The organism is Amycolatopsis sp. WAC 01416 (assembly GCF_003947485.1).
GTDB lineage: Bacteria > Actinomycetota > Actinomycetes > Mycobacteriales > Pseudonocardiaceae > Amycolatopsis.
In genome coordinates, this window is the sequence record NZ_QHHX01000001.1 from 660,807 (window position 1) to 683,955 (window position 23,149).

The following is a 23,149-nucleotide window of genomic DNA, read 5'->3' on the forward strand; positions in this document are numbered from 1 at the left end:
AGGTTGCCCACATCTTGTGCACAAGGGTGAACGGTGCTGCCCGAGTCACTCTCCCGAGCGATTCCGGTCACGAACCAGGTCCACAAGCCTGGGTACAAACCGGCTCACAACTGGGGATAACTATGGGGAAAACTGTGGATGACTGTGGACAGATCGAGCGCCGCTCGAAACCATCCACCGACGGCCCGAGCTGTCCACCGTCCGTACACACCCGGAGTCCACAGCCCTGCAGGCATCCGGACCTGCGCGAACGAGGCTTGTCCACACAATCCACAACGCCTATTACTACTGCTGTTCTTAGTTCTTCTCTAGAAGAGAACAAAACAAAAACAGGCGAAGGACGAATCTGGGGACAGCTGCTCAGCAGTGTCGTCTTGTCGACAAAAGCAAGGGGAGGCCGAGGTGACGTGGACCCCGGGGACGGCCTAACGTGGGTCCCTGCACCTGGTCTGCGTGTCGACGTGCGTTCGCGTCCTCGCTCGGACCGAACGAACCTGCGAGGCACCTGGCCATCGCGCTCTCCGGCCGCGGTGACCCGTTGAGCTTTCGAGCCGTCAGGGGCTCGGCTGTCGAAAGGAAGCGCGCATGAAGATCCGCGTCGAGCGTGACGGGCTGGCCGACGCCGTCGCGTGGGTGGCGAGAAGCCTCCCGTCGCGGCCTCCGGTCCCGGTTCTGGGCGGTGTCCTGCTCGATGCGGGATCCGACGGGACGAGTGACGCACTCACCGTCTCCGGATTCGACTACGAGGTCTCCGCCACGGTCGGCGTCCCGGCCACGATCGCCGACGGCGGCCGTCTGCTGGTCTCCGGCCGTCTGCTGGCCGACATCACCAAGTCGCTGCCCGCGCAGCCGGTCGAGATCTCCGTCGACGGCGCCCGCGCGACCATCACCTGCGGCTCCGCGCGCTTCTCCCTGCCGACCATGCCGGTCGAGGACTACCCGCAACTCCCGTCCCAGCCCGCTTTCGCCGGCGAGCTCACCGGCGACGCCTTCGGCCAGGCCGTCACCCAGGTCGTCGTCGCGGCGGGCAAGGACGACACCCTCCCGATGCTGACCGGTATGCGGCTGGAGATTTCGGGCTCCTCGCTGACCCTGGTCGCCACCGACCGCTTCCGGCTCGCGATGCGCGAGTTCACCTGGGAGCCCGCCGAGGGCCTGTCCGACGCCGCCGTGCTCGTCCCGGCGCGCACGCTCGCCGAAGCCGCGAAGACGCTCGGCGCCAGCGGTGCCAAGATCCGGCTCGCGCTCGCCAGCGGCGAGGGTCTCCTCGGCCTCTCCGGCTCCGGCCGCTACACCACGACCCGCCTCCTCGACGCGGAGTTCCCGCCGTACCGGCAGCTGCTGCCGGCGCAGCACACGTCGCGCGCGGTCCTCGAGGTCTCGGCGCTCGCCGAGTCGATCAAGCGTGTTTCGCTGGTCGCCGAACGTGGCACCCAGGTGCGGCTGGAGTTCAAGGACGGCTCGCTGCGGCTCTCCGCCGGCGGCGACGACGAGGGTTCGGCCGAAGAAGAGCTTCAGGTCGACTACGAGGGTGAGCCGGTGACCATCGCGTTCAACCCGGGTTACCTCGTCGACGGGCTCGGTGCGCTGAACGCGAACCGGGCGGAACTGACGTTCACCACCCCGAACCGGCCGGCGCTGATCAAGCCCGCCGACGAGGAGGGCAACGTCGTCCCCGGCTACCTGTACCTCCTGATGCCGGTTCGCCTTCCGGGCTGACCGGCCGCCACTTCTGTTCGCACCAAAGGGGATCTTCATGGCTCAGCTGGGACTCATCGGCCTCGGCAAGATGGGGTTCAACATGCGTGAGCGGCTGCGCGCGGCCGGTCACGAGGTGGTCGGCTACGACCGCAACCCCGACGTCACCGACTCCACCTCACTCGAGGACATGGTGTCCAAATTGGACGGTCCTCGGATCGTCTGGATCATGGTGCCCGCCGGTGAACCCACCCGGCAGACCGTCGCGGAGCTCGGCAACCTGCTGTCCGAGGGCGACCTCGTGATCGACGGCGGCAACTCGAAGTACACCGACGACAGGATCAACGCGGACCTGCTCGCGACGAAGAAGATCGGCTACCTCGACTGCGGGGTTTCCGGTGGCGTGTGGGGCAAGGACAACGGCTACGGCCTGATGGTCGGCGGCGTGGCTTCGGACGTCGAGAAGGCCATGCCGATCTTCGACGCGCTTCGCCCCGAAGGCCCGCGTGACGAGGGCTTCTCGCACGCCGGCGCCGTCGGCTCGGGTCACTACGCGAAGATGATCCACAACGGCATCGAGTACGGCATGATGCAGGCCTTCGCCGAAGGCTTCGAGTTGCTCGAAGCCGCGAAGGTCGTCGAGAACGTGCCCGCGGTGATCAAGGGCTGGCAGCGGGGGACCGTCGTCCGCTCGTGGCTGCTCGACCTGCTCGTCCGCGCACTCGACGAGGACCCGGAGCTGGACGACCTCGAGGGCTACGTCGAGGACTCCGGCGAAGGACGGTGGACCCTCGAAGAGGCGATCAACAACGCTGTCCCGGCGCCGGTCATCTCGGCCGCGCTGTTCGCCCGGTTCGCCTCGCGCCAGGAGGACTCCGCCGCCATGCGGGCCGTCGCCGCGCTGCGCAACCAGTTCGGCGGGCACTCGGTCAAGAAGGCCGGCGACTAGGTAGTGGGTTGTACCTAAGACATCTCCAGGTCACCGACTTCCGGTCCTGGCCACAAGCCGATCTCGCGCTCGAACCCGGCCCGACCGTCCTCGTCGGACAGAACGGCCGCGGCAAGACGAACCTCCTCGAGGCGATCGGCTACATCGCGACCCTGGGCTCGCATCGCGTCGCGACCGACGCGCCGCTGGTGCGGCACGGGTGCGAACGCGCGCTGATCAGGGTCGCGGTGGTCAACGAGGACCGCGAACTGACGGTCGAGCTGGAGATCACGCCAGGCAAGGCGAACCGCGCGCGGGTCAACCGCGGTGCGGTCGGCAAGCCCCGTGACGTGCTCGGGATCCTGCGCACGGTGCTGTTCTCGCCGGAGGACCTGGCACTCGTGCGCGGGGATCCCGGAGAGCGCAGACGTTTCATGGACGAACTCCTCGTGCTGCGCGCGCCGCGGTACGCCGGGGTCCGCGCCGACTACGAGAAGGTGCTGAAGCAGCGGAACGCCCTTCTCAAGACGGCGGGCAAGCGTCGGACCGGGCGCGAAGACCCGTACGCGTTGTCGACGCTCGACGTCTGGGACGACCACCTGGCGGTGGCGGGGGCCGCGTTGCTGGCCGCCCGGCTCAACCTGATCGCGGATCTCGCGCCGTACACGGCCGCCGCGTACATGGGGGTCGCGCCCGACTCGAGACCGGCGAAGATCGCGTACAAGTCGAGCGTCGGCGAAGCGATGCCAGCGGGCTACGGCGTTCCGGACGGTGCTCGCGCCGACGAGGCGGTCCTCAAGGATGTGCTGGTCGAGGCGTTGAAACGGTCCCGGAACCTGGAGCTGGAGCGCGGGGTGAGCATGGTCGGCCCGCATCGGGACGAGCTCGATCTCATCCTCGGCGAAGCGCCGGCGAAGGGCTACGCGAGCCATGGGGAGTCCTGGTCGTTCGCCCTCGCCTTGCGTCTGGGAAGCTACGAGCTTCTGCGTGGCGAGGCCGGGGAACCGGTACTTCTCCTGGATGATGTGTTCGCCGAGCTGGACCGGCGTCGCCGGGCCCGGCTGGCGGAGGTGGCGGCAGGCGCCGAGCAGGTGCTGGTGACCGCCGCCGTGGACGAGGACGTGCCCGCCGAACTGGCCGGACATCGGTTCCTCGTGGCGGATGGTGAGATCAACCGAGGGTGATCCGGTGGAGCGGACACCCCGAGTGATCGGCGCCACAGCAGTTGCCCACCGATCTGGGGACAAACCTGTGGACAGTGTGGATAACACCGTGAACGCGTTATCGCCCCGCGTGACCAAGGGGCCTGATAAGCGGCTTGACACCCCTCACTCGGGTGGTAACCCGAGTGAGGGAGCTTTGTTCGACACGAAGAGTGAGCGGCCTTCGGTATCGAACGGCGCAACCGATACCGAAGGCAAGGAGCCGACTACCGGTCGTGACCTCGCTCTCGCCGCCCTGGACGCCGCGAAGGCCAAGGCGAAGGCCCGCGGAGTTGAACCAGGCGTGCGCCGCGGCCGTATCACCGGTGGGGGAGCCGGTTCGTCCGGCCAGAGCTCGCGACGTCGTCGCTGGTCAGGGCCGGGTGCCGACGCCCGCGACCCGCAACCGCTCGGCAGGCTCGCCTCCCGGATCGCGGTCGACCGCGGCTGGAACACGCGGCTCGCCAACGGTCAGGTCTTCGGCAGCTGGGCACGCCTTGTGGGTGAAGAGGTCGCCGAACACGCCCAGCCGGTCGCCTTGAAGGACGGCGAGCTGACCGTCCGCGCGAGTTCGACGGCGTGGGCGACGCAGCTGCGCCTGTTGCAGGGGCAGCTGCTGGCGAAGATCGCGAAAGGCGTCGGGCACGGTGTGGTGAAGAGGATGCGGATCCAAGGGCCGACGGCGCCGAGCTGGCGGAAAGGGCCGCGGCACGTCCCGGGACGTGGTCCGCGTGACACGTACGGCTGATCCGAGTTGCGCTTCGCCGCGTCTATGCCATCGACAGCGCCCATTAAAGCGCCGAGAACGCGCTCAGGGTGCTTCGCGAACGTCAAGACTCTGTTTCGAACGAATTAGCGCGCCTGTGAGCAAATCAGGGGTGTCCTTGCCGCATGCCAGCGGGCACGGCCAAGTACACTGGAGATGAGCGAGCGTCCGCTCGGGCGAGACGAGGAGAATCAACACCTGTGACCGAGAACAAGAGCGAGTACAACGCGTCGTCGATCACGGTGCTCGAAGGCCTCGAAGCCGTCCGCAAGCGTCCCGGTATGTACATCGGTTCCACCGGTGAACGCGGCCTCCACCACCTCGTTCAAGAGGTGGTCGACAACTCCGTCGACGAGGCGATGGCAGGTCACGCGACCAAGGTCGAGGTTACCCTGCTTGCCGACGGCGGGGTGCGGGTCGTCGACGACGGCCGCGGTATCCCGGTCGACATGCACCCCAAGGAGATGAAGCCGACCCTCGAGGTCGTGCTCACCGTGCTCCACGCGGGCGGCAAGTTCGACAGCGACTCCTACGCGGTCTCCGGTGGCTTGCACGGCGTCGGCGTCTCCGTGGTGAACGCGCTGTCGAAGACACTGCTCGCCGAGGTCAAGTACGGCGGCCGCAGCTGGCGCCAGGAGTACACGAACCAGCTTCCCGGTGAGCTGCAGGATCTCGGTCCGGCCGACGAGACCGGAACGACGATCACCTTCTGGGCCGACGACGACATCTTCGAGACCACGACGTACAACTTCGAGACGATCTCCCGGCGTCTTCAGGAGATGGCGTTCCTCAACAAGGGCCTGACCCTTTCGCTGCGCGACGAGCGCGTCGCCGACGAAGAGACCGAAGAGGACGCCTCCGGCCAAGCGGCGCGGGTCAAGGAAAAGACCTACTGCTACCCGGGCGGTCTCGAGGACTTCGTCAAGCACATCAACGGCAGCAAGGACCCGATCCACGCCAGCGTGATCTCCTTCGAGGCCAAGGGCGTCGGCCTCGAGGTCGAGGTCGCCATGCAGTGGAACAACGGCTTCACGCCGTCGGTGTACACGTTCGCCAACACGATCAACACGCACGAGGGCGGGACGCACGAAGAGGGCTTCCGCGCCGCGCTCACCCGCGTCGTCAACGCGTACGCGCGCGAAAAGAAGCTGCTCAAGGAGAAGGACGCCAACCTGACCGGTGACGACGTGCGCGAGGGTCTCGCCGCGATCGTCTCGATCAAGCTGTCCGAACCGCAGTTCGAGGGCCAGACCAAGACCAAGCTGGGCAACAGCGAGGCGAAGACGTTCGTGCAGCAGACGTCGAACGAGTGGCTGGCCGACTGGTTCGAGCGCAATCCCACCGAGGCGAAGACGATCATCAACAAGTCGATCTCTTCGTCGCAGGCGCGGATGGCCGCCCGCAAGGCGCGCGACCTGGTCCGCCGCAAGGGCGCGCTGGAGATCGGCGGGCTGCCCGGCAAGCTCAAGGACTGCCGGTCGACCAACCCGTCGGAATGCGAGCTCTACATCGTCGAGGGTGACTCGGCCGGTGGCTCGGCCAAGGAAGGCCGCGACTCGATGTACCAGGCGATCCTGCCGATCCGGGGCAAGATCATCAACGTCGAGAAGGCCCGCATCGACCGCGTCCTCAAGAACACCGAGGTCCAGTCGCTGATCACCGCGCTCGGCACAGGTATCCACGAAGAGTTCGATCTCGAGAAGCTGCGCTACCACAAGGTCGTGCTGATGGCCGACGCCGACGTCGACGGCCAGCACATCACCACGCTGCTGCTCACCTTCCTGTTCCGGTTCATGCCCCCGCTGATCGAGCACGGGCACGTGTTCCTCTCGCGCCCGCCGCTGTACAAGATCAAGTGGCCGCGTGCCGATCCGGAGTACGCGTACTCCGACCGGGAACGCGACGCCGTCATCCAGGCCGGTGTCGAGGCGGGCAAGCGCCTCCCCAAGGACGACGCGATCCAGCGCTACAAGGGTCTCGGCGAGATGAACGCCGAAGAGCTGTGGGAGACCACGATGGACCCGGCGCACCGGCTGCTCGGCCAGGTCACCCTGGACGACGCCGCGCAGGCCGACGACCTGTTCTCCGTACTGATGGGCGAAGACGTCGAAGCGCGCCGCTCCTTCATCACGCGTAACGCCAAGGACGTGCGTTTCCTCGACGTGTAGTCACGTCCCGATTCTTTGTCCCCTTAGGACTGCTCTCACGAGAAGGACCTCATGACGGAAACCTTGCCGCCTGCTCCGGACCACGACCGGATCGAACCGGTCGACATCCAGCAGGAGATGCAGCGCTCCTACATCGACTACGCGATGAGCGTCATCGTGTCGCGGGCGCTGCCGGACGTGCGGGACGGCCTCAAGCCGGTGCACCGCCGCGTGCTGTACTCGATGTTCGACTCCGGCTTCCGCCCCGACCGCGGGTACAACAAATGCTCCCGCGTCGTCGGCGACGTGATGGGCAACTACCACCCGCACGGTGACTCCGCGATCTACGACGCGCTGGTGCGGCTCGCCCAGCCGTGGGCGCTGCGGTACCCGCTGATCGACGGCCAGGGCAACTTCGGTTCCCCTGGCAACGACCCCGCCGCCGCCATGCGGTACACCGAGTCCCGGCTGGCGCATCTCGCGATGCACATGCTGCAGGACATCGAAGAAGACACCGTCGACTTCTCCGACAACTACGACGGCCGCACCCAGGAGCCCGACGTCCTGCCGTCGCGGTTCCCGAACCTGCTGGTCAACGGCGGTTCCGGGATCGCGGTCGGGATGGCGACGAACATCCCGCCGCACAACCTGCGCGAGGTCGCCGACGGCGTCAAATGGGCGCTGGAGAACTTCGAGGCGAGCGACGACGAACTGCTCGCCGCGCTGCTGGTCCGGATCAAGGGCCCGGACTTCCCGACCAAGGCGATGATCCTCGGCAACTCCGGCATCGAGGACGCGTACCGCACCGGCCGCGGCTCCGTGCGCATGCGCGCGGTCGTCGAGGTCGAAGAGGACGCCAAGGGCCGCACGATCCTGGTCGTGTCCGAGCTGCCGTACCAGGTCAACCCGGACAACCTGGTGGAGAACATCGCGAACCTGGTCCGCGACGGCAAGCTCACCGGCATCTCCGACATCGCCGACGAGTCCAACAGCCGCAGCGGGATGCGGATCGTCGTCACGATCAAACGCGACGCGGTCGCGAAGGTCGTGCTGAACAACCTGTACAAGCACACCCAGCTGCAGCAGAACTTCGGTGTCAACATGCTGGCACTGGTCGACGGCGTGCCCCGCACGCTGCGTCTCGACCAGATGATCCGGCACTACGTGAAGCACCAGATCGAGGTCATCGTCCGCCGGACCCGCTTCCGGCTGCGGAAGGCCGAAGAGCGCGCCCACATCCTGCGCGGTCTGGTCAAGGCGCTGGACATGCTCGACGAGGTCATCGCCCTCATCCGGCGGTCGCCCTCGGCCGAAGAGGCCAGGCCAGCGCTGATGAGCCTGCTCGACGTCGACGAGATCCAAGCGACCGCGATCCTCGACATGCAGCTCCGCCGCCTCGCCGCACTGGAGCGGCAGCGGATCATCGACACCCTCGCCGAGATCGAACTCGAGATCGCCGACCTCAAGGACATCCTCGAGAAGCCCGAGCGGCAGCGCGCGATCATCGCCGAGGAACTGCAGGAGATCGTCGACAAGTACGGCGACGACCGGCGCACCAAGATCATCCCGTTCGACGGCGAGGTCTCGGTCGAAGACCTCATCGCGGTCGAGGACGTCGTCGTCACGATCACCCGCACGGGTTACGCCAAGCGAACGAAAACCGATCTGTACCGATCGCAGAAACGCGGCGGCAAGGGCGTCCAGGGCGCGACCCTCAAACAGGACGACATCGTCCAGCACTTCTTCGTCTGCTCGACGCACGACTGGATCCTGTTCTTCACGAACAAGGGCCGCGTCTACCGCGCCAAGGCCTACGACCTGCCGGAGGCCAACCGCAACGCGCGCGGCCAGCACGTCGCGAACCTGCTCGCGTTCCAGCCGGACGAGAAGATCGCCCAGGTCATCGAGATCCCGAACTACGAGGTCGCCCCGTACCTGGTGCTCGCGACCCGTCGCGGCCTGGTGAAGAAGACCAAGCTCACCGACTTCGACTCCAACCGCGCCGGCGGCCTCATCGCCGTCAACCTGCGCGAAGGCGACGAACTGGTCGGCGCGGTCCTCGCGGCCGCCGAGGACGACCTGCTCCTCGTGTCCGCGGAAGGCCAGTCGATCCGCTTCCACGCCACCGACGAAGCCCTGCGCCCGATGGGCCGCGCGACGTCCGGTGTGCTGGGCATGCGGTTCAACGACGGCGACGAACTGCTCGGCATCAACGTCGTCCAGCCCGACCGGTTCCTCCTCGTCGCCACCGCGGGCGGCTATGCCAAGCGCACGCCGACCGAGGACTACCCGGTCCAGGGCCGCGGCGGCAAGGGTGTGCTCACCATTCAGTACGACCAGAAACGTGGCAGGCTGGTGGGCGCGGTCATCGTCGACGCCGAAGACGAGCTCTACGCGATCACCTCCAGCGGCGGGGTGATCCGGACTTCGGCCGGACAGGTGCGCAAGGCAGGCAGGCAGACGAAGGGAGTGCGGCTGATGAATCTCGACGAAGGAACCACTCTTCTCGCGGTCGCACGCAACGCGGACGAGCCCTCGGACGTCGCCACTGCAGGTAGTACTGAAGGAGAAGAAACCCCGGCGTCGGAGCAGGAGTAGACGACGCCCCACGTACTGGGTAAGGACTGACACCTCGTGACACCATCCGAGAAGCCCGAAGCAGGCGGCGCGCAGGCGGGGTCGTCGAGCCCGCCTTGGCAGCGCGACAGCGGTGCCGGGGAGGCCGAAGGCGCCAGTGAGCAGACGGTCTCGGTGTCTTCGGTCGCCACCGACGACGTGGCCCACTCGGACCCGAAGCGGGACGCGACAACCGTGACCGACTATCACGGGGTAAGCGGCACAGCAGCGAAGAGGCTCTTCGGCGACAGCGGAGAGGGCGAACCCGCCCCCTCCGCCATCCCGTCGGCCTCCCGCACCCGTGCCGCGCCCACCGCGCTCCGCCGCCCCGGCCGCGGACCGCGTCGCGCCAGCCTGCAGATCAAACGCTTCGACCCCTGGTCGGTGCTGAAACTGTCCCTCGTCCTCGGCGTCGCGCTGTTCTTCGTGTGGCTCGTCGCCGTCGGCGTCCTGTACACCGTGCTCGACGGCATGGGTGTCTGGGACAAACTCAACGGGACCTACTCGTCGCTCGTCGGCGGCGAAGGGGCCGACGCGCCGGCCGACCCGTTGATCAGCGCCGGCCGCGTTTTCGGGATCGCGGCCATCCTCGGCGCCATCAACATCGTGCTGATCTCGGCGCTCGCCACCGTCAGCGCGTTCATCTACAACGTCTCCGCAGACCTTGCCGGAGGCCTGGAAGTGACCCTTTCCGAACGAGAGTGACCCGGTTGCAGGACGCCGAAAGGCGTCCTGTAATCTTCTCCTCGTTCGGGCCCATAGCTCAGGCGGTTAGAGCGCTTCGCTGATAACGAAGAGGTCCCAGGTTCAAGTCCTGGTGGGCCCACTCCGAAAGCCGGTTCGCGATCATCGCGAGTCGGCTTTTTTGCTGCGGATTTCCGGCAGGCTCGGTGGTTCCACGTGGAACGTCGGGCACCAGGCGTCCGGAGAACCGCGTGCAGTAGCATCGGTGGGGAAGCGGAGCAACTCGGCGGAAAGAGGGGGCTTCTGATGAAGAAGCTGTTGGCACTCGCGGTCATCGCGGGCGGCGTGCTGTTCGTGATCAAGCGCAACAAGGCAGCCAAGGCCGAGGCCGACCTCTGGCGTGAGGCGACCGCGCCCACCGAGCGTCCGCTGGGCACCGCTTCCACGAACGGAAGCGCCCCGGCCAAGGCGGCGGACGCGTCCCGCAACAACTGATTTCGGCGCAGGCGGTTATCATGATCGCCTGCGACCCGGGGCTGTAGCTCAATTGGTAGAGCACTGCCTTTGCAAGGCAGGGGTCAGGGGTTCGATTCCCCTCAGCTCCACTCTGGTCCACGAAGCCACCCGCACCGCGGGTGGCCTTTTCGTTTCCGGGCCGTAGCTCCCTGTAAGAATGCGCGCATGGGTGTGCTCTTCCACTACTTCGCCGCGTCGGACAACGAAACCGCGGCCACCACGATCGACCTCGTCGGCGGCCCGGCCGAGGCTTCCTTCCCGACCGTCGCGCTCAAAGGTGTGGATCCGTTCGTGCAGCTGGGCACGCTGGAGTCCCTCCTCACCGGTGTCGGCTACGAGACCATCATCGAACGCGATCTCGGCCCCGTCGCCATGGCCGACGGCGGCGCGCTTCTGGTCGTCGCGCTGACCGACGAGCTGGCCGCCGCGCTGTCCGACGCCGACGAGGCGCGCCTGCGCGAGGTCGCCGAGCCCTGGTCACGAACCGACGAGTTCGGTGGCCAGGCCGACCCTGCCGAGCTGGCCGACGTGCTGACCGGCCTCGCGGAACTCGCCCGCACCGCCACCACCAGGGGCGATCGCCTCTACTGCCACGTCTGCGTCTGAGCGGTGACGTTCGTCACCGCACGCGGATGACAAAGTCTCGCGCTCAGCCAAGTCAACGCTGCTTACATGGGGTGGAATCCGGACAGCGAGGTGAACATGGTCAGTTTCGAAACCGACCTCGACGATCTCAGGTTGTCGAGCAAGGAACTGCAGAAGGCCGCCGACATAGTCAGTACCGCCCATACCGGTGTGGGCGGGCAGGACGTGCCCGCTCCCGACCCCGTCACGGGTGGCCTTCTCCCCGGCCTTTTCGCGCCGGACACCGCGTTCGGGAAATCCCTGGGCATGCGTGGGGTTTCGGCGGCGTACGAGGAACACCGTCAGGCCGTCGAGAAGATGCTCGCGCGGTTGCACGGCAGCACGCAGGACGCCTCCCGGGCACTGGCGAAGGTCGCCGAACTGTACGAATCCGTCGATGAGGACAACAAGCAGCGAGTGAACCGCGCGGCGTACGGGGAACAGGGGTAGCGGCGTGGACGGGTACTTCAACGCACTGGACGCGGAGACCACCGCCGAAGGTGATGACAAGAACACCGAGCTTCTCGAGGGAATCTCCCACGACCTCACAGCGGGCGCCGAAAAGGCATTCGCGGCGGTGGACCTCCTTTTCTTTGACTGGACGTTCGGCAGCGACGTGGACATGAGCGGCGGGCGAAAGGAACAGGTCCGCGACTTCTTCCTCGAGTTCTCCGAGGCGGAGCTTGTCGGCGAGAACAGCCTGCAGACCATGATCGAGGCCTACGAAGGTCTCTGGAACGCTTTCCAGGACACGAAAGCGCCGCTCGACCGGTCTTTGGTCCTGCTTCTCAAGTGGCGTGGTGAAGGCGCCGAGACCGCCAAGAGCTACATCCAGGGTCTCGTGAACACCTATGCCCGCGTGGGCACCAAACTCACCGTGCTGGAAGCCGACATCGTGGCCGCGCGGGACGCCATCGCGACCGCCCGGGCCGACCTGAGCAATCTCGCCGCTTCCTTCCTGACCGCCGCGGAAAAGTACCGGGACGACCAGGAACGGCAGGACGAATCGGCCTTGCAGAAGGCGCTGGCCGCGACCTTCGCCGCCGCTGTCACCGCTCTGCTCGTGGCGGCCGTGCCACCGGCCGGTGGCCTCACCGCGGCGGCGTTCTTCACCACCGCGAACGGGGTGCAGGTCGCCGGCGCCGCGGCCGGGGCCGGGCTCGCCACGGCGGCCACCGTGCAGGCCGACATCGTCGGGGACAGCCCCGAAATGATCTACAACAGCTTCCACGACGGTGTGGTCAACATCAGGGAAAGCATGTTCCGCGCGGCCGAGTCGCTGGTCTCGAAGATCCACACCGAGATCAACAACCTGCCGATCATTCCCGAGCCGCCGGACGTCAGTCCTGGCGAGACCTTCGATCCCGGCAACTTCGAAACGGAGAACACCGACAAGGGAACGGAAAAGCGGGTCCGGGACCAGAACGTCGACATCTCGAACGACGGCAAGATCCAGGAACCGCCACGGGAACTGTCCCCACTCGAATAGCGGACGGGTGGGGTCTCCGGCTCGGGAGACCCCACCGCCCAAGGAGCGAACGTGGCCGAAAAACCGGCGCCCAAGAAACCGGCCAACGACCGGCAAGCGATGCTCGAGGCCCTGGCCGCCCTGTCGGTGGACGCGTCCTCACCGGACGGCGCCGTCTCCGTTTCGGTCAACACCGACGGCGTGATGACACGGCTCAGGGTGACCGAAGCCGTGTCGCGCATGTCGCCCGCTGAGATCGCGGACGCCGTCATGCGGACTTATCAAGAAGCGCAGCAAGAATCCGCGAAGCGCAGTGCGAAGCTGATGGCGCCGATCGGCAACGCCGGATACATCACGGACAGGCTCCGGTGGCGGGTCGGGTTCACCCCTTCGTTCCAGGAGGCAGGGGAGACCGTCACGCCGCCGGTGCCGCGCCGGACCCCGGCGGTCACCGAGAACGTGGTGCTCAAGGACCGTTCGGAAGAACCGGCCGGGCCAGCAGAGGACGAACAGCCCGAACCGGCGGAATCCGACGACCAGTACTACGAGCAAGGGCTGCGGTACCGGCCTTCCTGGTGATCCGGTGCTTTACCGGCCGTGAATCCCCTGACGTGCCAGCCAGGCGAACGTCCATCGATAGAAACCCTGTGCGGCCAGGCCGGTGTTGAGGGAATGACCACTGCCGCGCACGACGTGGTCGGCGTCTTGGCCCGTGCAGGCATTTGTTCCGCAGATCAGGGTGTCGTGCTCGCCCAGCACGTACGCCGTCGGCGTCTTCGCGGCTCGGGTGCGCATCGAGCCGGGGCCGACAGCGCGGAGTTCCGCGGAGGCGAGCGTGTCCTTCAGCGCCTCTTCCACCGGGATGATCGCCGGGTCGTAGGCCCCTTCGTAGTGGAAGGTTTCGGCGCGTGTGCCGGGCCGGGTCGTGAGGTAGCCGGGAGCCCAAGGCTTTCCGGCGAACTTCGGGTCCTGTTCCGCCGGGTAGAACGGTGAAGCCGAGGACGCGGACCGCTCGCCGGGCCGATCGCGGGGGATCCCGCTGACGATCACGGCGTCGATCCCGCCCCGCGCCGCCGCCCGTTCGGCGACGAGGCCTCCCATCGAGTGTCCGTTGAGGACGATGGTCCGGAAGCGAGGTCCCACCGCGCCACGGCGTAACCGCTGGACGACCTGATGGACGGCCTCTCCGCCGGCGGCGAAGTCGAGGGTCTCCGGATTCGGGCGGCTGCTGCGGCCGTACCCGAGCCTGTCGATGTTGAGCGTCGCGAAGCCCGCTCGCGTCGCACTGTCCACATAGGAGTATCGACGCGGCTGGTACGGCCAGTCCCAGTAGGAGCGGTCGTAGGTCCCGCCGTGCAGCAGGACCTGGACCGGAGTGCGCGAGGTGAGTTTCCCGCGGGCACAGAGTTCGCCCGCGATCGTGTGGTCTTCGGTGCCGACCCGGACCTGGAAACGGTGTTCCTGGCACCTGGCCGTCGATGGTCGTTCGGTGGCGACCGCCGTCGTCGTCCCGAAAAGGGTGAGCAGCGCGGCGAGAACGGCCGCTCTTGCGGTGAAGGTCATGGCTCCAGCGTCGGGGCCGCGGCCGGGTCGCGTCGTCCGTCGAGTGTGGAGATCGCGGGCTACGCCTGATGTTCGGCGCGGACGAGGCCGGTCTGGTACGCGAACACCACGAGCTGCGCCCGGTCGCGGGCATGGACCTTGGTCATCGCCCGGCTGACGTGGGTCCGTACCGTCGCCGCGCTGATGACGAACTCGGCGGCGATCTCCTCGTTCGACATTCCTTGCGCGACGCGAAGGACGACCTCGTGCTCCCGTTCGGTGAACGCGGAGCCGCCGAGACGGGGCATCGGCCTCGACGGACGCGCGGTGAATTCCGCGATCAGCCGCTTGGTCACACTCGGGGAAAGGAGCGCGTCTCCCGCCGCCACGACGCGGACCGCCTGGATCAGGTCGACGGGCCTGGTGTGTTTGAGCAGGAAACCGCTCGCTCCGGCGCGTAGCGCGTCGAAGACGTATTCGTCGAGGTCGAACGTCGTCAGCATGAGGACACGGACGCCGGAAAGCCGTTCGTCCGCCATGATCCGGCGGGTGGCCTCCAGGCCGTCCATCCCCGGCATCCGGATATCCATCAGCACCACGTCCGGCACGGTTTCCGCGACGACGGCCACCGCCGCCTCGCCGTCGTCCGCTTCCCCCACCACGGTGATCCCGGTTTCCGCCCGGAGCAACGCCGCGAACCCGGACCGCACCAAAAGCTGGTCGTCGGCGAGCACCACCCTGATCACGGCCATCGCGCGCTCACCCGGAACCTCCCGCCCTCACGGCACGTGCTCAGTGTGCCGCCGGTCGCCCTGGCACGTTCACCCATTCCCCTGATCCCGGCCCCGGGGACATCCGGACCAGGAGTGCGGGCCTCGTTGACCACGTCGAGCCGCAGGCCACTCCGGTCGGCTCGCACCGTCACCTCGGCGGCCGACGTGCCGTGTTTCGCGGCGTTCGTGAGCGATTCCTGGACGATCCGGTACACCGCGCCGCCGACCGGCTGCCCGATGCCGGGAGCGTCGAGGTCCAGCGTGACCGCCAGGCCCGCCTGGTTCGTCGACGCGACCAACGCCGGTATGTCCGCTACCCCCGGTGCCGGCCGAAGCGGGGTGGAGTCGTCACGCAGCAGCCGCACCATCGCGTTCAGTTCGTCCAGGATCGTGCCGCTGACCGCGCGGACGACTTCGAGCGCTTCCTTCGCCACTTCCGGGTGATCGTCGAGCACGTGCGCGGCCATGCCCGACTGGACGTTGATCACCGCCATCGCGTGGCCGACACTGTCGTGCAGATCCCGCGCGATGTCCAGCCGCTCGCCGAGGACGCGATCGCGTTCCGCCCGCTCGGCGGCCGCGGTCCGCTCACGACGTCCTCGAAGCGCGTCGGCCGCGAAGACCGCTACGCCTGCCCAGCCGACGAAGACCAGATCGAGGACGCCCGCCCCGCCGGTGGCCACATTCGCGCCAACGACAACCGCCGCCATACCGCCCGCGAAGGCGTACGCGAGCCGTCGCGGGCGAAGGGTTCCGAGCGCGAACAACGGTACGAGACCCACGAACAACACCGGACCGTCGGGATAGCCGAACCCCAGGTAGAGCAGGAGCGCAAACGCTTCCGTGCCCGCCGCCGCCACCGGCAGCCGCCAAGCGACGACGAGTGCGAGACAAGCGAGCGCGACGACGGCGAACCCGAACGTGTCGACCGGGCGTTCTCCGTGATCCGGCTCGAGGTTCGCGGTGCCGACGACGAGCAACGCGCTCACCGCGAGCCAAGCAACGACGATTCCGCTTCTGAACAGCCACTTCACCGGCCCAGTCTGCCGAAATCGGGCCAGGGGCACGTCCGCGTTCCGTGGATCCCGCCTACGTCAGATGTGCAGCAACCGTTCGTCGAGCCTCGCCAGGTAGTCGCGGCCGTACTCGCCGTTCTCCAGATCGCGCCACAGCACCGGCGGCAGATCCCGCGCCACCTCGGGCGAACGCGACGCGGCTGCCAGCGCGATCGTCGCGACGGTGTCGACGTCGCCGGTGAACGCGACCGAGCGCTGGAGCATTTCGCTCAGGCTCCGGCCGGTCGCGAGCACGGTCAGCGCGGCACGGACGCTCATCCAGCCCCGCGGCCCGACCTTGCCCGGCCACGGTCGCGCCCAGCCGCCATGGCCGACGTCGGCGGGCAGGACGCTCTCGATCCACCGTGCGACCTCGGCCAGTGGGCCCAGCCGGTGATGGCAGTAGTGCACCGCCAGCGCGGCGGCCTGCGCCGCGGCGATCCCGGCCGGGGTGTCGTGCGTGATCCTGGCCTGCAGTTTCGCGTGGTAGAGGACGTCGTCGACGGTCGGCAGGAGCCCGATCGGCCCGGCGCGCATGGCCGCCCCGCTCTTGTCGCTTTGCGGGTGGAGCCGTCGTAGCAGCTCTTCGCCGTCCCGGACCTCGCTGAGCAGCTGATGGAAACGCGGCGCGTAGCCGTCGTGCGGATCGCGGTGATACACCCGCACGAAGTGCTCGGCGAGCAGCAGCGGCGTCCATCGCCGTCCCGACACGAGCACTTCGGCGATCGCGATCGTCATCTGCGTGTCGTCGGTGTAGCGGCCCGCGGGGACCCCGAGTTGGCCGGGATGCGGCACGTAACCGGCCAGCGTGTTGTGCTCGGCGACGAAGCTCGGGTATGCGTGCTCGAAGGAGCCTCCGTACGCGTCGCCGATGGCCAGTTCGACCAGCATCCGGTCATCGTGCCAGGCTGCGGGCTGCCGCCTGATACCCATACCGTGGAGTCATGGCGACCGACAAGCTGCGCGCGTGGTGGGCACATCGACAAGGTCTCGACGGCTCGCTGCGCGGGACGCCGTCGGCCGAGGTGCTGGAGCGGACCGGCTGGATGCGCTCGGTCGGTGGTTCGGCGCCCTATCTCGGGCTGTTCGCCAGGGCCCGTCTCGATCGCGAGACGGTCGACGCGGACGTCGCCCGGCTCGCCATCCACGAACTGCCGTCGGCGCGGGGCTGCGCCTACGTCCTGCCGTCGGCGGATTTCGAACTCGGGCTGACCGTCGGCGCCGGGGCGCCCGCCGGTGAGCTCGCGGCCGCGGAGAAGTACCTCGGCGTCACGCAGGCCGAGATCGAGCAGTTGTGCGTCACCGTCGCCGACCTGCTCGACGCGTCCGCCGAACCGCTCGGCCCGGCCGCGATCAAGGAAGCCGCCGGATCGGCGGTGCGCAACCTCGGGGAAGCCGGCCGTAAACGCGGCACCACCACGACCTTGCCGCTCGCGCTCGGCCTGCTCCAGGCCCGCGGCGACATCCGCCGGGTGCCGGTCAACGGACGGCTGGACCAGCAGCGCTACGGTTACGTCCGCTGGACGCCGTCGCCGCGCGGCGGGCTGTCCGATATGGACACCGCGCGGACCGAACTGGCCAGGCGGTACTTCTCGTGGGCGGCCCCGGCGTCACTCAAGCATTTCCGCTGGTTCTCCGGCTTTACCGCGGCCAGTGCGAAGAAGATCGCGGAACAGCTGGAACTCGTGTCGCTCGACGGCACCGAGCTCTTGATGCCCAAGGAAATCGCCGACGAGTTCGCCGCGTTCACCGTGCCGTCCGAGCCGTCGTACGCGCTGCTCGCCGGCATCGACGGCATCCATCTGCTGCACCGTGAGATGTCGCGGCTGCTCGACGACGCCGACGCCGGACGGCCGGTGCCCGGTGGTCGTGCGGGGGAGACGCTGGGCGGACAGGCGGATCCGCCCAGTCACGTCATCGTCGACCGGGGTCGTATCGCCGGTTTGTGGGAGTTCGACACCGAGACGAACAAGATCGTCCACCGGTTCTTCGGCGACGAGGACGCCGCGCTGCGCCAGACGGTCGCGGAGACCGAAGAGTTCGTCCGTGACCGACTGGGCGACGCCCGGAGCTTCAGCTTGGATTCGCCGAAGAGCCGGGCGTCGCGAGTGGCCGATCTCAGGAACTGAGCGGGGTCAGGCTCCCGCCTCGGCGATCAGGATGTCGACGGCCTTGTCGTTGCGGGCCGTCTGCTCCGGGATCACCGAAGCGGGCGGGTAGAAGCCGTCGATCCCGCCGTCCTTCGGGTACATCTCGAAGGTGTAGCTGAGGATCTTGTGCTTGCCCCACGCCCAGTCGTTGACGTCGCCGTCGGTGACGTACAGATCGCTGGACTGCTCCGGCGTGTAACCGTTGGTGGCGGCCATCTTCTTGCCGACGTCGGCGAAGCGCTTCGCTTCTTCCTCGCTCAGGCCCGTGTCGGTGTCGGCCTTGGTGTAGCCGTACGGCCAGAGCACCAGTTCCGAGAAGGTGTGGAAGTCGATGTGCGTCTTGATCTGCTGCGCGCCACCGACCACGCGGGAGTTCATGAACTCCGCGACGGCCTTGGTCTCCGGCTCGGAGAACGCCGACGGACCGTGGTAGTCCTCGGCGGACGGGCTGTTGCTCGACCCGCCGCAGCAGTTCCACTTGTAGTCCCAGTTGCGGTTCGGGTCGGTGCCGACCGCGCTGCTGCCCGGCACGGGTTTGCGCGTCTTGCGCCAGCCCTGGTACTCGCCGCCGGTGATGTCGTATTCGGAGCCGTCCGGGTTGACGTTCGGGATCACGTAGATCTCGTGCTCGTCGACCATCTTCTTGATGGCGGGGTCGGACGCGTAGCCGCTGGTGAACCGCTGCACGATCCGCAGGCACATCTCGGTGGTGAGGTGTTCGCGCGCGTGCTGGTTGCAGGTGAACAGCACTTCGGGCTCGTTCTCGTCCGTGCCCGCGTTGTCGCTGATCTTCAGCAGGTTCAGCTCGCGGCCCTCGTAGGACTTGCCGACGCTGGACAGCGTCGCGATGTCTCCGTGGTCCTTCGCGGCCTTCTGCAGCTCCGCGGTCGTTTCGGCGTAGGTGTGGTACGCCTCGTCGCCCGGCGGGAAGTCGCCCGCGACGGCCGCGGTGCCCGCCCGGCCGCTCCGCTGCTTGAGCATGCTGTCGAAGTCGCCGAGCGGCTTCAGGCCGAAGCCGTTCGCGCGCAGGCTCGCGGCCTGATCGGGCGTGGCGACGACGGTCAGCGCGCCGCCGCGCGAGCCCGCGACGTCGACACCGGTGCGGGCGACCTCGGTGCGTTTGTCGGGGGTGGACGCGCCCTCCACCGAGTACAGCCCTCTCGCCGGGTCGCCGGTCTGGGCGCTCGCGACGGGCGTCGTGACGGCCAGCAGGGCGAGCCCTGTGGCGGCCAAGGCGCCCCCGATGCGACGGCGTGTGGACATTTCGCCTCCGAACGATCTGGGGACAAGGTGGCGTTCACCGTCGCCGAAGTGAATCATCCACGACAACCCGACGATCGTCGTTCCCAGTTACCGTTTACGGCCAGAGGCGGTCTTTGTGCCAGGTCCCGTTCTCGCGGCGGTAGCGGAGCCGCCGGTGCCGCCGGTCGTGGCTTGCCTGCCAGAACTCCACTTCGGACGGCGTCACCAGATACCGGGTCCAGGTTTCCGGTGCCACGCCGGGATTCTCCTCGACCCACCGCTCCGCTTCCGCGGCCGCGCGGTCGAGATCGGCCGGATCTTCGAGCACCTGTGACTGCCTGCCGATGAACGCCTCCACCCGGGACGCCGGCGGCCGGGCGGTGAAATCGGCCGCGGACACCTCGGGATCGGCGAGCGAGACCGGGCCGCGCAGGCGGACCTGACGGCCTCGCCCCGGCCAGAAGAAGGTCAGCGCGGCGAACGGATTCTTCGCCAGCTGAACACCTTTCGGGCTTTCGGAACTCGTCGCGACCGCCCAGGTGTCCCCGTCGACGTCCTTGAGGATCACGACCCGCGCGTCCGGCACGCCATCGGCGTCCACTGTGGACAGAGTGACGGCGTGGGGCGCGAGGACGTGCTCTCCCGCTTCGTTGAGCCACGCCAGGAAAAGCTCGCGCGGGGTCGACGGTGTGGCCTCGATGTCGAACTCCGGCAGTTCTTCGGGGAACGACGGCCAGCCGCGCAGCGTGCGGTTCATCAGTACCCCGGCGGACGCTGCGGCGGATAACCGGGCGCGGGCGGCGGATAGTGCGGCGGATGCTGCCCCGGCGGCGGACCCTGCGCGGGCGGCGGCCCGACCGGGTACTGCGGCGGCGGAGGCTGCTGGGGCTGCCAGCCGGGCGGCGGCTGCTGACCCGGCGGCGGCATCGGCGGACCCGGCGGCATCGGCGGACCCGGCGGCATCGGCGGCTGCTGGCCCTGCGACTGCGCCCACTGCACCTGCTGATAAACCTCGCCGGGCTGCGGGAAACAGAAAGTCAGCTTCGCGTTCACCGAACCCTGTACCGCCGCACCCCACAGCTTCCCGCCGACGAACGCGTACATCTGCGCCGCCGAAATATCGACGGCCACCATGCGCGTCTCGCCGCCGAACTGGTTCCCGGACTTCGCCGACGCGGCCTGCGCGGCGTCCGGATACACGCGGTCACCGATCAGACCGGCGATCACCACCGAAGCGGCCGTCCAGCCGACCGTGCCCATCACGTTCGCACGCGCGTGCTGCGTCGCCAGCCCGGTGAAGTCGTACAACGCGGGCGCGGTCACCTCCGGGATCGCCGCGGCGACCACGCAGTAGTTCATCGTCGACATCATCACGGATTCGGTGAACAGGCCGACTACGGCAGTGCTCGGACCGATCTGGACGGTGTTCAGCCTGCCCCCGCTGCGCTGGATACGCTCTGCCACCGCACCCAGATACTGCTCCTTGGTGAGCACCGATGCCTCCCGAAGATTCCTCACGCTGCGCCATCGTCGCACGAACAGGGCGGATGGTCGCACCGGCGCGGCGATCCGATCTGCTTCACTGGACGCCACTATGCGACGTCTTCTGATCTTGCCGCTCGCCGTGCCGCTCCTGGCGGCCTGCGGGCCGACGGAACAGCCGCCGTCCGCGGCGAGCTCGCCGGCGCCGTCGACCACCGCGGCGCCCAGCATCCCGCCCGCCCCGGAACCCACCGGCAAAGGTCCCTGCCCGTACCTGGGCACCGAGTTCGTCTCGGAGGCCAACGGGCAGAAGGTCTCCAAGGTCAAAACCTCGGCGGATCAGCCGCATCCGACCTGTTTCTTCTACGCGCTCAGCGGGAAACTGCAGCTCACGGTGCGCGTGTACGTCGGAGAACCCGCGGTGGCCAAGGCACTCGTGGACCAGGCGGCACCCATCGACACCTCCAACCCCGCCGACGAACCGGCGGGCTGGAAGGGCGGCTACCAACCGACCGGAGAAGGCGCCGTTTACGCCGTTTCGAAGGCCGGGAACGCGGTAGTCGTGACCACCAACCAGAAGCAGAGCATCAAGGCACGTACGGTGGCGAAGGAGGCTATCGGTGAGCTGCAGCTCTAGGTAGTGGTATCCACACGTCAGAGTGAAGTTGATCTTGTACTACCCTGTGCCGCACGCGCGACGGTTCGCGGGACCAGCGCAACGCCGGATCCGGCGGAGGCCGCCTTGCGGTGTGGCTCGGCGGCACAAAAGATCATTTCTCCCCATAAGACAAAAGGACAGGTTTCGTGGCTGACACCCTCAAGGAAATCTTGCTCGACTCCAGCCGTCGCCCGGCGGTCGTGAGCGACTTCGAAGGTCTCGTCGACGCTGAGGTTTCGGACAAGGGCGGCGTTTCCGGTGCCGTCGTGAAGACCGGTTTCGCGGCCGTCAAGAAGATCAAGCCGGGCATCATCCCCTCGGCCGTCGATGCTCTGCTCGACGACTTCACCGGTGCCCTCGAGCCGTTCTACGGCGACTACAAGGCCAAGGGTGGCAACGACTTCGGCGCCTACCTGGTCACCCGTGGCGACGAGGCCTCGGACGCGCTCCTGTCGGTCACCGACGCGCGCGCCGACAAGAGCAGCCGCGACAGCATCAAGAAGGTCTACGGCAAGCTGCGCCCGAACGGCAAGAAGAACGTCGAGGAGGCCCTTCCCCGCCTCGGCCAGCTGATCGACAAGCACGCTGCTGCTGTTTAATCGCGCGCTGACGTAAAAGCGCCGAAGGGGCGTCGACCCGCTTCCCACTCACGTGGGCGGGGAGGCGCCCCTTCATCGCGTTTACGTGGGCCTTCGGCCCGAAAGAGGGCGCGCGACTGGTGAAGTCTCGCCGTCGCGCTGGCGCGCTTTCGGCGAGACAGGTCCGCCGGTGCTGTTGTTGGGTGCGTTGATCTTCGGCACCGGGACGTGAGAGGGCCGTCCAGTGACCTTGGGGGTCGCTGGACGGCCCTTCGTGACAAGCAGAAAGACGAGTGTGAGGCGTCAGTTCTTCTTGTCGGCGGAGCTGGTGCTCGGAGCCTGGTGCCCGTTCTTAGGGGTGCCGGGCTTCGGAGCCGCGGGCTTCACCGGAGCCGGACCGGAAGCGGCGGGCTTCGCGGGGGTCGGAGGCTTCGGAGCAGCCGCGGCCGGAGCGGCCGGCTTCGCGGGCGGAGCGGGAGGAGCAGGCGGAGCCTTCGGCGGCGCGGGCGCGACCGGCGGCTCCTGCTTGGAACGCAGGGCGTAGGCGGCACCGGCACCGACGACCGCGATACCGATCACCCACGGCCAGCGGCGACGCTTGCGCGTCCCCTTGGCGGCGGACTTCGCCTCGACGAGCGCGGCCCTGAAGTCCTTCTTCGCCGCCTTGAAGTCCTTCTTCCCCCGGCGCTTGGACTCACCGGCGGACTTCGCGGCCTGGATGGCGGCCTTGCGTGCCTTGCGGCCCGGCTTCCGCATCTCGGAAATCCTGGCCAGCGCCTCCTTGCGAGCCGCCTTCGAGCTCCGCTTGAGCTCCTTGCGGGTCAGTTCCGTCTTCTTCGCGAGCTTCTTGCGCGCGCGACGGCTGGTCTTAGCGATCTCACCGGCGCTCTCGGAGAGCTTCTGCTCGGCTACCTCTACGGCGTGGGCGGTGGCTTCCTTACCCGCCTCGACGGCACGTTTGCGCAGGCCGAGCGCGCCGGCCTTCGCCGACTCGCTCACCGAATCTGCGGCCCGGGTCAT

General features: G+C 67.9%; 23 protein-coding genes and 2 tRNA genes. 17 read left to right on the plus strand and 8 right to left on the minus strand.

Features of this window, described 5'->3' with window-relative positions:
• The first annotated feature begins 585 nt into the window (after window positions 1-585).
• From dnaN to DL990_RS03290, 14 genes are all read left to right on the plus strand, one after another.
• Window positions 586-1,719 (plus strand): DNA polymerase III subunit beta, encoded by a 1,134-nt coding sequence (gene dnaN / locus DL990_RS03225; RefSeq protein ID WP_125781552.1) that lies wholly within the window; start codon window positions 586-588, stop codon window positions 1,717-1,719.
• Window positions 1,720-1,756: 37 nt separating this feature from the next.
• The gene (gene gnd, locus DL990_RS03230) at window positions 1,757-2,647 is read left to right on the plus strand and encodes a phosphogluconate dehydrogenase (NAD(+)-dependent, decarboxylating) (protein ID WP_125781554.1); all 891 of its coding nucleotides are present in this window, start codon (window positions 1,757-1,759) and stop codon (window positions 2,645-2,647) included.
• Window positions 2,648-2,655: 8 nt separating this feature from the next.
• Window positions 2,656-3,810, plus strand: a complete 1,155-nt coding sequence (recF, locus tag DL990_RS03235; protein WP_125781556.1) for a DNA replication/repair protein RecF — start codon at window positions 2,656-2,658, stop codon at window positions 3,808-3,810.
• Window positions 3,811-3,985: 175 nt separating this feature from the next.
• On the plus strand, window positions 3,986-4,576 hold the full coding sequence (locus DL990_RS03240) for a DUF721 domain-containing protein (RefSeq protein ID WP_370305635.1): 591 nt from the start codon (window positions 3,986-3,988) through the stop codon (window positions 4,574-4,576).
• Window positions 4,577-4,794: 218 nt separating this feature from the next.
• Entirely contained in the window at window positions 4,795-6,762 is a 1,968-nt protein-coding gene (gene gyrB / locus DL990_RS03245) for a DNA topoisomerase (ATP-hydrolyzing) subunit B (RefSeq protein WP_125781558.1), read from the plus strand.
• A gap of 51 nt (window positions 6,763-6,813) precedes the next feature.
• A complete protein-coding gene (gyrA, locus tag DL990_RS03250; protein ID WP_125781560.1) occupies window positions 6,814-9,339 on the plus strand; it encodes a DNA gyrase subunit A in 2,526 nt (841 codons plus the stop codon).
• A gap of 36 nt (window positions 9,340-9,375) precedes the next feature.
• Window positions 9,376-10,062, plus strand: coding sequence for a DUF3566 domain-containing protein (locus DL990_RS03255; RefSeq protein ID WP_125781562.1), 687 nt, complete (start codon window positions 9,376-9,378; stop codon window positions 10,060-10,062).
• 47 nt (window positions 10,063-10,109) lie between these two features.
• Window positions 10,110-10,183, plus strand: a tRNA-Ile gene (locus DL990_RS03260).
• A 164-nt stretch (window positions 10,184-10,347) separates the two neighbouring features.
• Window positions 10,348-10,536, plus strand: coding sequence for a DLW-39 family protein (locus DL990_RS03265; RefSeq protein WP_016330468.1), 189 nt, complete (start codon window positions 10,348-10,350; stop codon window positions 10,534-10,536).
• Between the two features lie 37 nt (window positions 10,537-10,573).
• Window positions 10,574-10,646 (plus strand) — tRNA-Ala (locus DL990_RS03270).
• Between the two features lie 76 nt (window positions 10,647-10,722).
• The gene (locus DL990_RS03275; protein ID WP_125781564.1) at window positions 10,723-11,163 is read left to right on the plus strand and encodes a hypothetical protein; all 441 of its coding nucleotides are present in this window, start codon (window positions 10,723-10,725) and stop codon (window positions 11,161-11,163) included.
• A 66-nt stretch (window positions 11,164-11,229) separates the two neighbouring features.
• The gene (locus DL990_RS03280; protein WP_125781566.1) at window positions 11,230-11,631 is read left to right on the plus strand and encodes a hypothetical protein; all 402 of its coding nucleotides are present in this window, start codon (window positions 11,230-11,232) and stop codon (window positions 11,629-11,631) included.
• Window positions 11,632-11,635: 4 nt separating this feature from the next.
• Window positions 11,636-12,670 (plus strand): hypothetical protein, encoded by a 1,035-nt coding sequence (locus tag DL990_RS03285; RefSeq protein ID WP_125781568.1) that lies wholly within the window; start codon window positions 11,636-11,638, stop codon window positions 12,668-12,670.
• Between the two features lie 51 nt (window positions 12,671-12,721).
• Window positions 12,722-13,228, plus strand: a complete 507-nt coding sequence (locus DL990_RS03290) for a YbaB/EbfC family nucleoid-associated protein (protein WP_233620371.1) — start codon at window positions 12,722-12,724, stop codon at window positions 13,226-13,228.
• 9 nt (window positions 13,229-13,237) lie between these two features.
• Here DL990_RS03290 and DL990_RS03295 read toward each other — a convergent pair whose 3' ends face one another.
• From DL990_RS03295 to DL990_RS03310, 4 genes are read right to left on the minus strand one after another with little or no spacing between them, the layout of a single operon-like run.
• The gene (locus tag DL990_RS03295; protein WP_125781570.1) at window positions 13,238-14,212 is read right to left on the minus strand and encodes an alpha/beta fold hydrolase; all 975 of its coding nucleotides are present in this window, start codon (window positions 14,210-14,212) and stop codon (window positions 13,238-13,240) included.
• Between the two features lie 59 nt (window positions 14,213-14,271).
• On the minus strand, window positions 14,272-14,943 hold the full coding sequence (locus tag DL990_RS03300; RefSeq protein WP_125781572.1) for a response regulator transcription factor: 672 nt from the start codon (window positions 14,941-14,943) through the stop codon (window positions 14,272-14,274).
• Window positions 14,934-15,998 carry a sensor histidine kinase gene (locus DL990_RS03305; protein ID WP_125797828.1) on the minus strand — a complete coding sequence of 355 codons (1,065 nt, stop codon included), beginning with the start codon at window positions 15,996-15,998 and terminating at the stop codon, window positions 14,934-14,936. Before DL990_RS03305 ends, DL990_RS03300 begins: the two co-directional genes overlap by 10 nt.
• Window positions 15,999-16,058: 60 nt before the next feature.
• Window positions 16,059-16,910: an ADP-ribosylglycohydrolase family protein gene (locus DL990_RS03310; protein ID WP_125797829.1), complete on the minus strand. Its 852-nt coding sequence runs from the start codon at window positions 16,908-16,910 to the stop codon at window positions 16,059-16,061.
• Between the two features lie 53 nt (window positions 16,911-16,963).
• Here DL990_RS03310 and DL990_RS03315 point away from each other — a divergent pair, with 53 nt between their 5' ends.
• The gene (locus DL990_RS03315) at window positions 16,964-18,148 is read left to right on the plus strand and encodes a DNA glycosylase AlkZ-like family protein (RefSeq protein ID WP_125797830.1); all 1,185 of its coding nucleotides are present in this window, start codon (window positions 16,964-16,966) and stop codon (window positions 18,146-18,148) included.
• Window positions 18,149-18,154: 6 nt separating this feature from the next.
• Here the strand turns inward: DL990_RS03315 and DL990_RS03320 are convergent, their stop codons facing one another.
• From DL990_RS03320 to DL990_RS03330, 3 genes are all read right to left on the minus strand, one after another.
• Window positions 18,155-19,432 carry a M14 family metallopeptidase gene (locus DL990_RS03320; protein ID WP_125797831.1) on the minus strand — a complete coding sequence of 426 codons (1,278 nt, stop codon included), beginning with the start codon at window positions 19,430-19,432 and terminating at the stop codon, window positions 18,155-18,157.
• Window positions 19,433-19,526: 94 nt separating this feature from the next.
• On the minus strand, window positions 19,527-20,168 hold the full coding sequence (locus DL990_RS03325; RefSeq protein ID WP_125781582.1) for a pyridoxal 5'-phosphate synthase: 642 nt from the start codon (window positions 20,166-20,168) through the stop codon (window positions 19,527-19,529).
• Complete coding sequence (locus DL990_RS03330) at window positions 20,168-20,929, minus strand: hypothetical protein (protein ID WP_233620372.1); 762 nt, start codon at window positions 20,927-20,929, stop codon at window positions 20,168-20,170. Before DL990_RS03330 ends, DL990_RS03325 begins: the two co-directional genes overlap by 1 nt.
• 76 nt (window positions 20,930-21,005) lie before the next feature.
• Here DL990_RS03330 and DL990_RS03335 point away from each other — a divergent pair, with 76 nt between their 5' ends.
• A complete protein-coding gene (locus tag DL990_RS03335; RefSeq protein ID WP_125781584.1) occupies window positions 21,006-21,530 on the plus strand; it encodes a DUF2020 domain-containing protein in 525 nt (174 codons plus the stop codon).
• Between the two features lie 167 nt (window positions 21,531-21,697).
• Window positions 21,698-22,150 (plus strand): hypothetical protein, encoded by a 453-nt coding sequence (locus DL990_RS03340; RefSeq protein WP_125781586.1) that lies wholly within the window; start codon window positions 21,698-21,700, stop codon window positions 22,148-22,150.
• 282 nt (window positions 22,151-22,432) lie between these two features.
• Here DL990_RS03340 and DL990_RS03345 read toward each other — a convergent pair whose 3' ends face one another.
• A complete protein-coding gene (locus DL990_RS03345) occupies window positions 22,433-23,149 on the minus strand; it encodes a hypothetical protein (RefSeq protein ID WP_125797832.1) in 717 nt (238 codons plus the stop codon).

What these genes read in the sequence shown, in the direction of transcription:
- DL990_RS03295 (WP_125781570.1), bottom strand. Translation starts at nt 14,212, where the DNA reads ATGACCTTCACCGCAAGAGCGGCCGTTCTCGCCGCGCTGCTCACCCTT.
- DL990_RS03325 (WP_125781582.1), bottom strand. Translation starts at nt 20,168, where the DNA reads ATGAACCGCACGCTGCGCGGCTGGCCGTCGTTCCCCGAAGAACTGCCG.
- DL990_RS03315 (WP_125797830.1), top strand. Translation starts at nt 16,964, where the DNA reads ATGGCGACCGACAAGCTGCGCGCGTGGTGGGCACATCGACAAGGTCTC.
- gnd (WP_125781554.1), top strand. Translation starts at nt 1,757, where the DNA reads ATGGCTCAGCTGGGACTCATCGGCCTCGGCAAGATGGGGTTCAACATG.
- DL990_RS03320 (WP_125797831.1), bottom strand. Translation starts at nt 19,432, where the DNA reads ATGTCCACACGCCGTCGCATCGGGGGCGCCTTGGCCGCCACAGGGCTC.
- gyrA (WP_125781560.1), top strand. Translation starts at nt 6,814, where the DNA reads ATGACGGAAACCTTGCCGCCTGCTCCGGACCACGACCGGATCGAACCG.
- DL990_RS03275 (WP_125781564.1), top strand. Translation starts at nt 10,723, where the DNA reads ATGGGTGTGCTCTTCCACTACTTCGCCGCGTCGGACAACGAAACCGCG.
- DL990_RS03310 (WP_125797829.1), bottom strand. Translation starts at nt 16,910, where the DNA reads ATGCTGGTCGAACTGGCCATCGGCGACGCGTACGGAGGCTCCTTCGAG.
- DL990_RS03265 (WP_016330468.1), top strand. Translation starts at nt 10,348, where the DNA reads ATGAAGAAGCTGTTGGCACTCGCGGTCATCGCGGGCGGCGTGCTGTTC.
- dnaN (WP_125781552.1), top strand. Translation starts at nt 586, where the DNA reads ATGAAGATCCGCGTCGAGCGTGACGGGCTGGCCGACGCCGTCGCGTGG.
- DL990_RS03280 (WP_125781566.1), top strand. Translation starts at nt 11,230, where the DNA reads ATGGGGTGGAATCCGGACAGCGAGGTGAACATGGTCAGTTTCGAAACC.
- DL990_RS03300 (WP_125781572.1), bottom strand. Translation starts at nt 14,943, where the DNA reads ATGGCCGTGATCAGGGTGGTGCTCGCCGACGACCAGCTTTTGGTGCGG.
- DL990_RS03345 (WP_125797832.1), bottom strand. Translation starts at nt 23,149, where the DNA reads ATGACCCGGGCCGCAGATTCGGTGAGCGAGTCGGCGAAGGCCGGCGCG.
- DL990_RS03335 (WP_125781584.1), top strand. Translation starts at nt 21,006, where the DNA reads ATGCGACGTCTTCTGATCTTGCCGCTCGCCGTGCCGCTCCTGGCGGCC.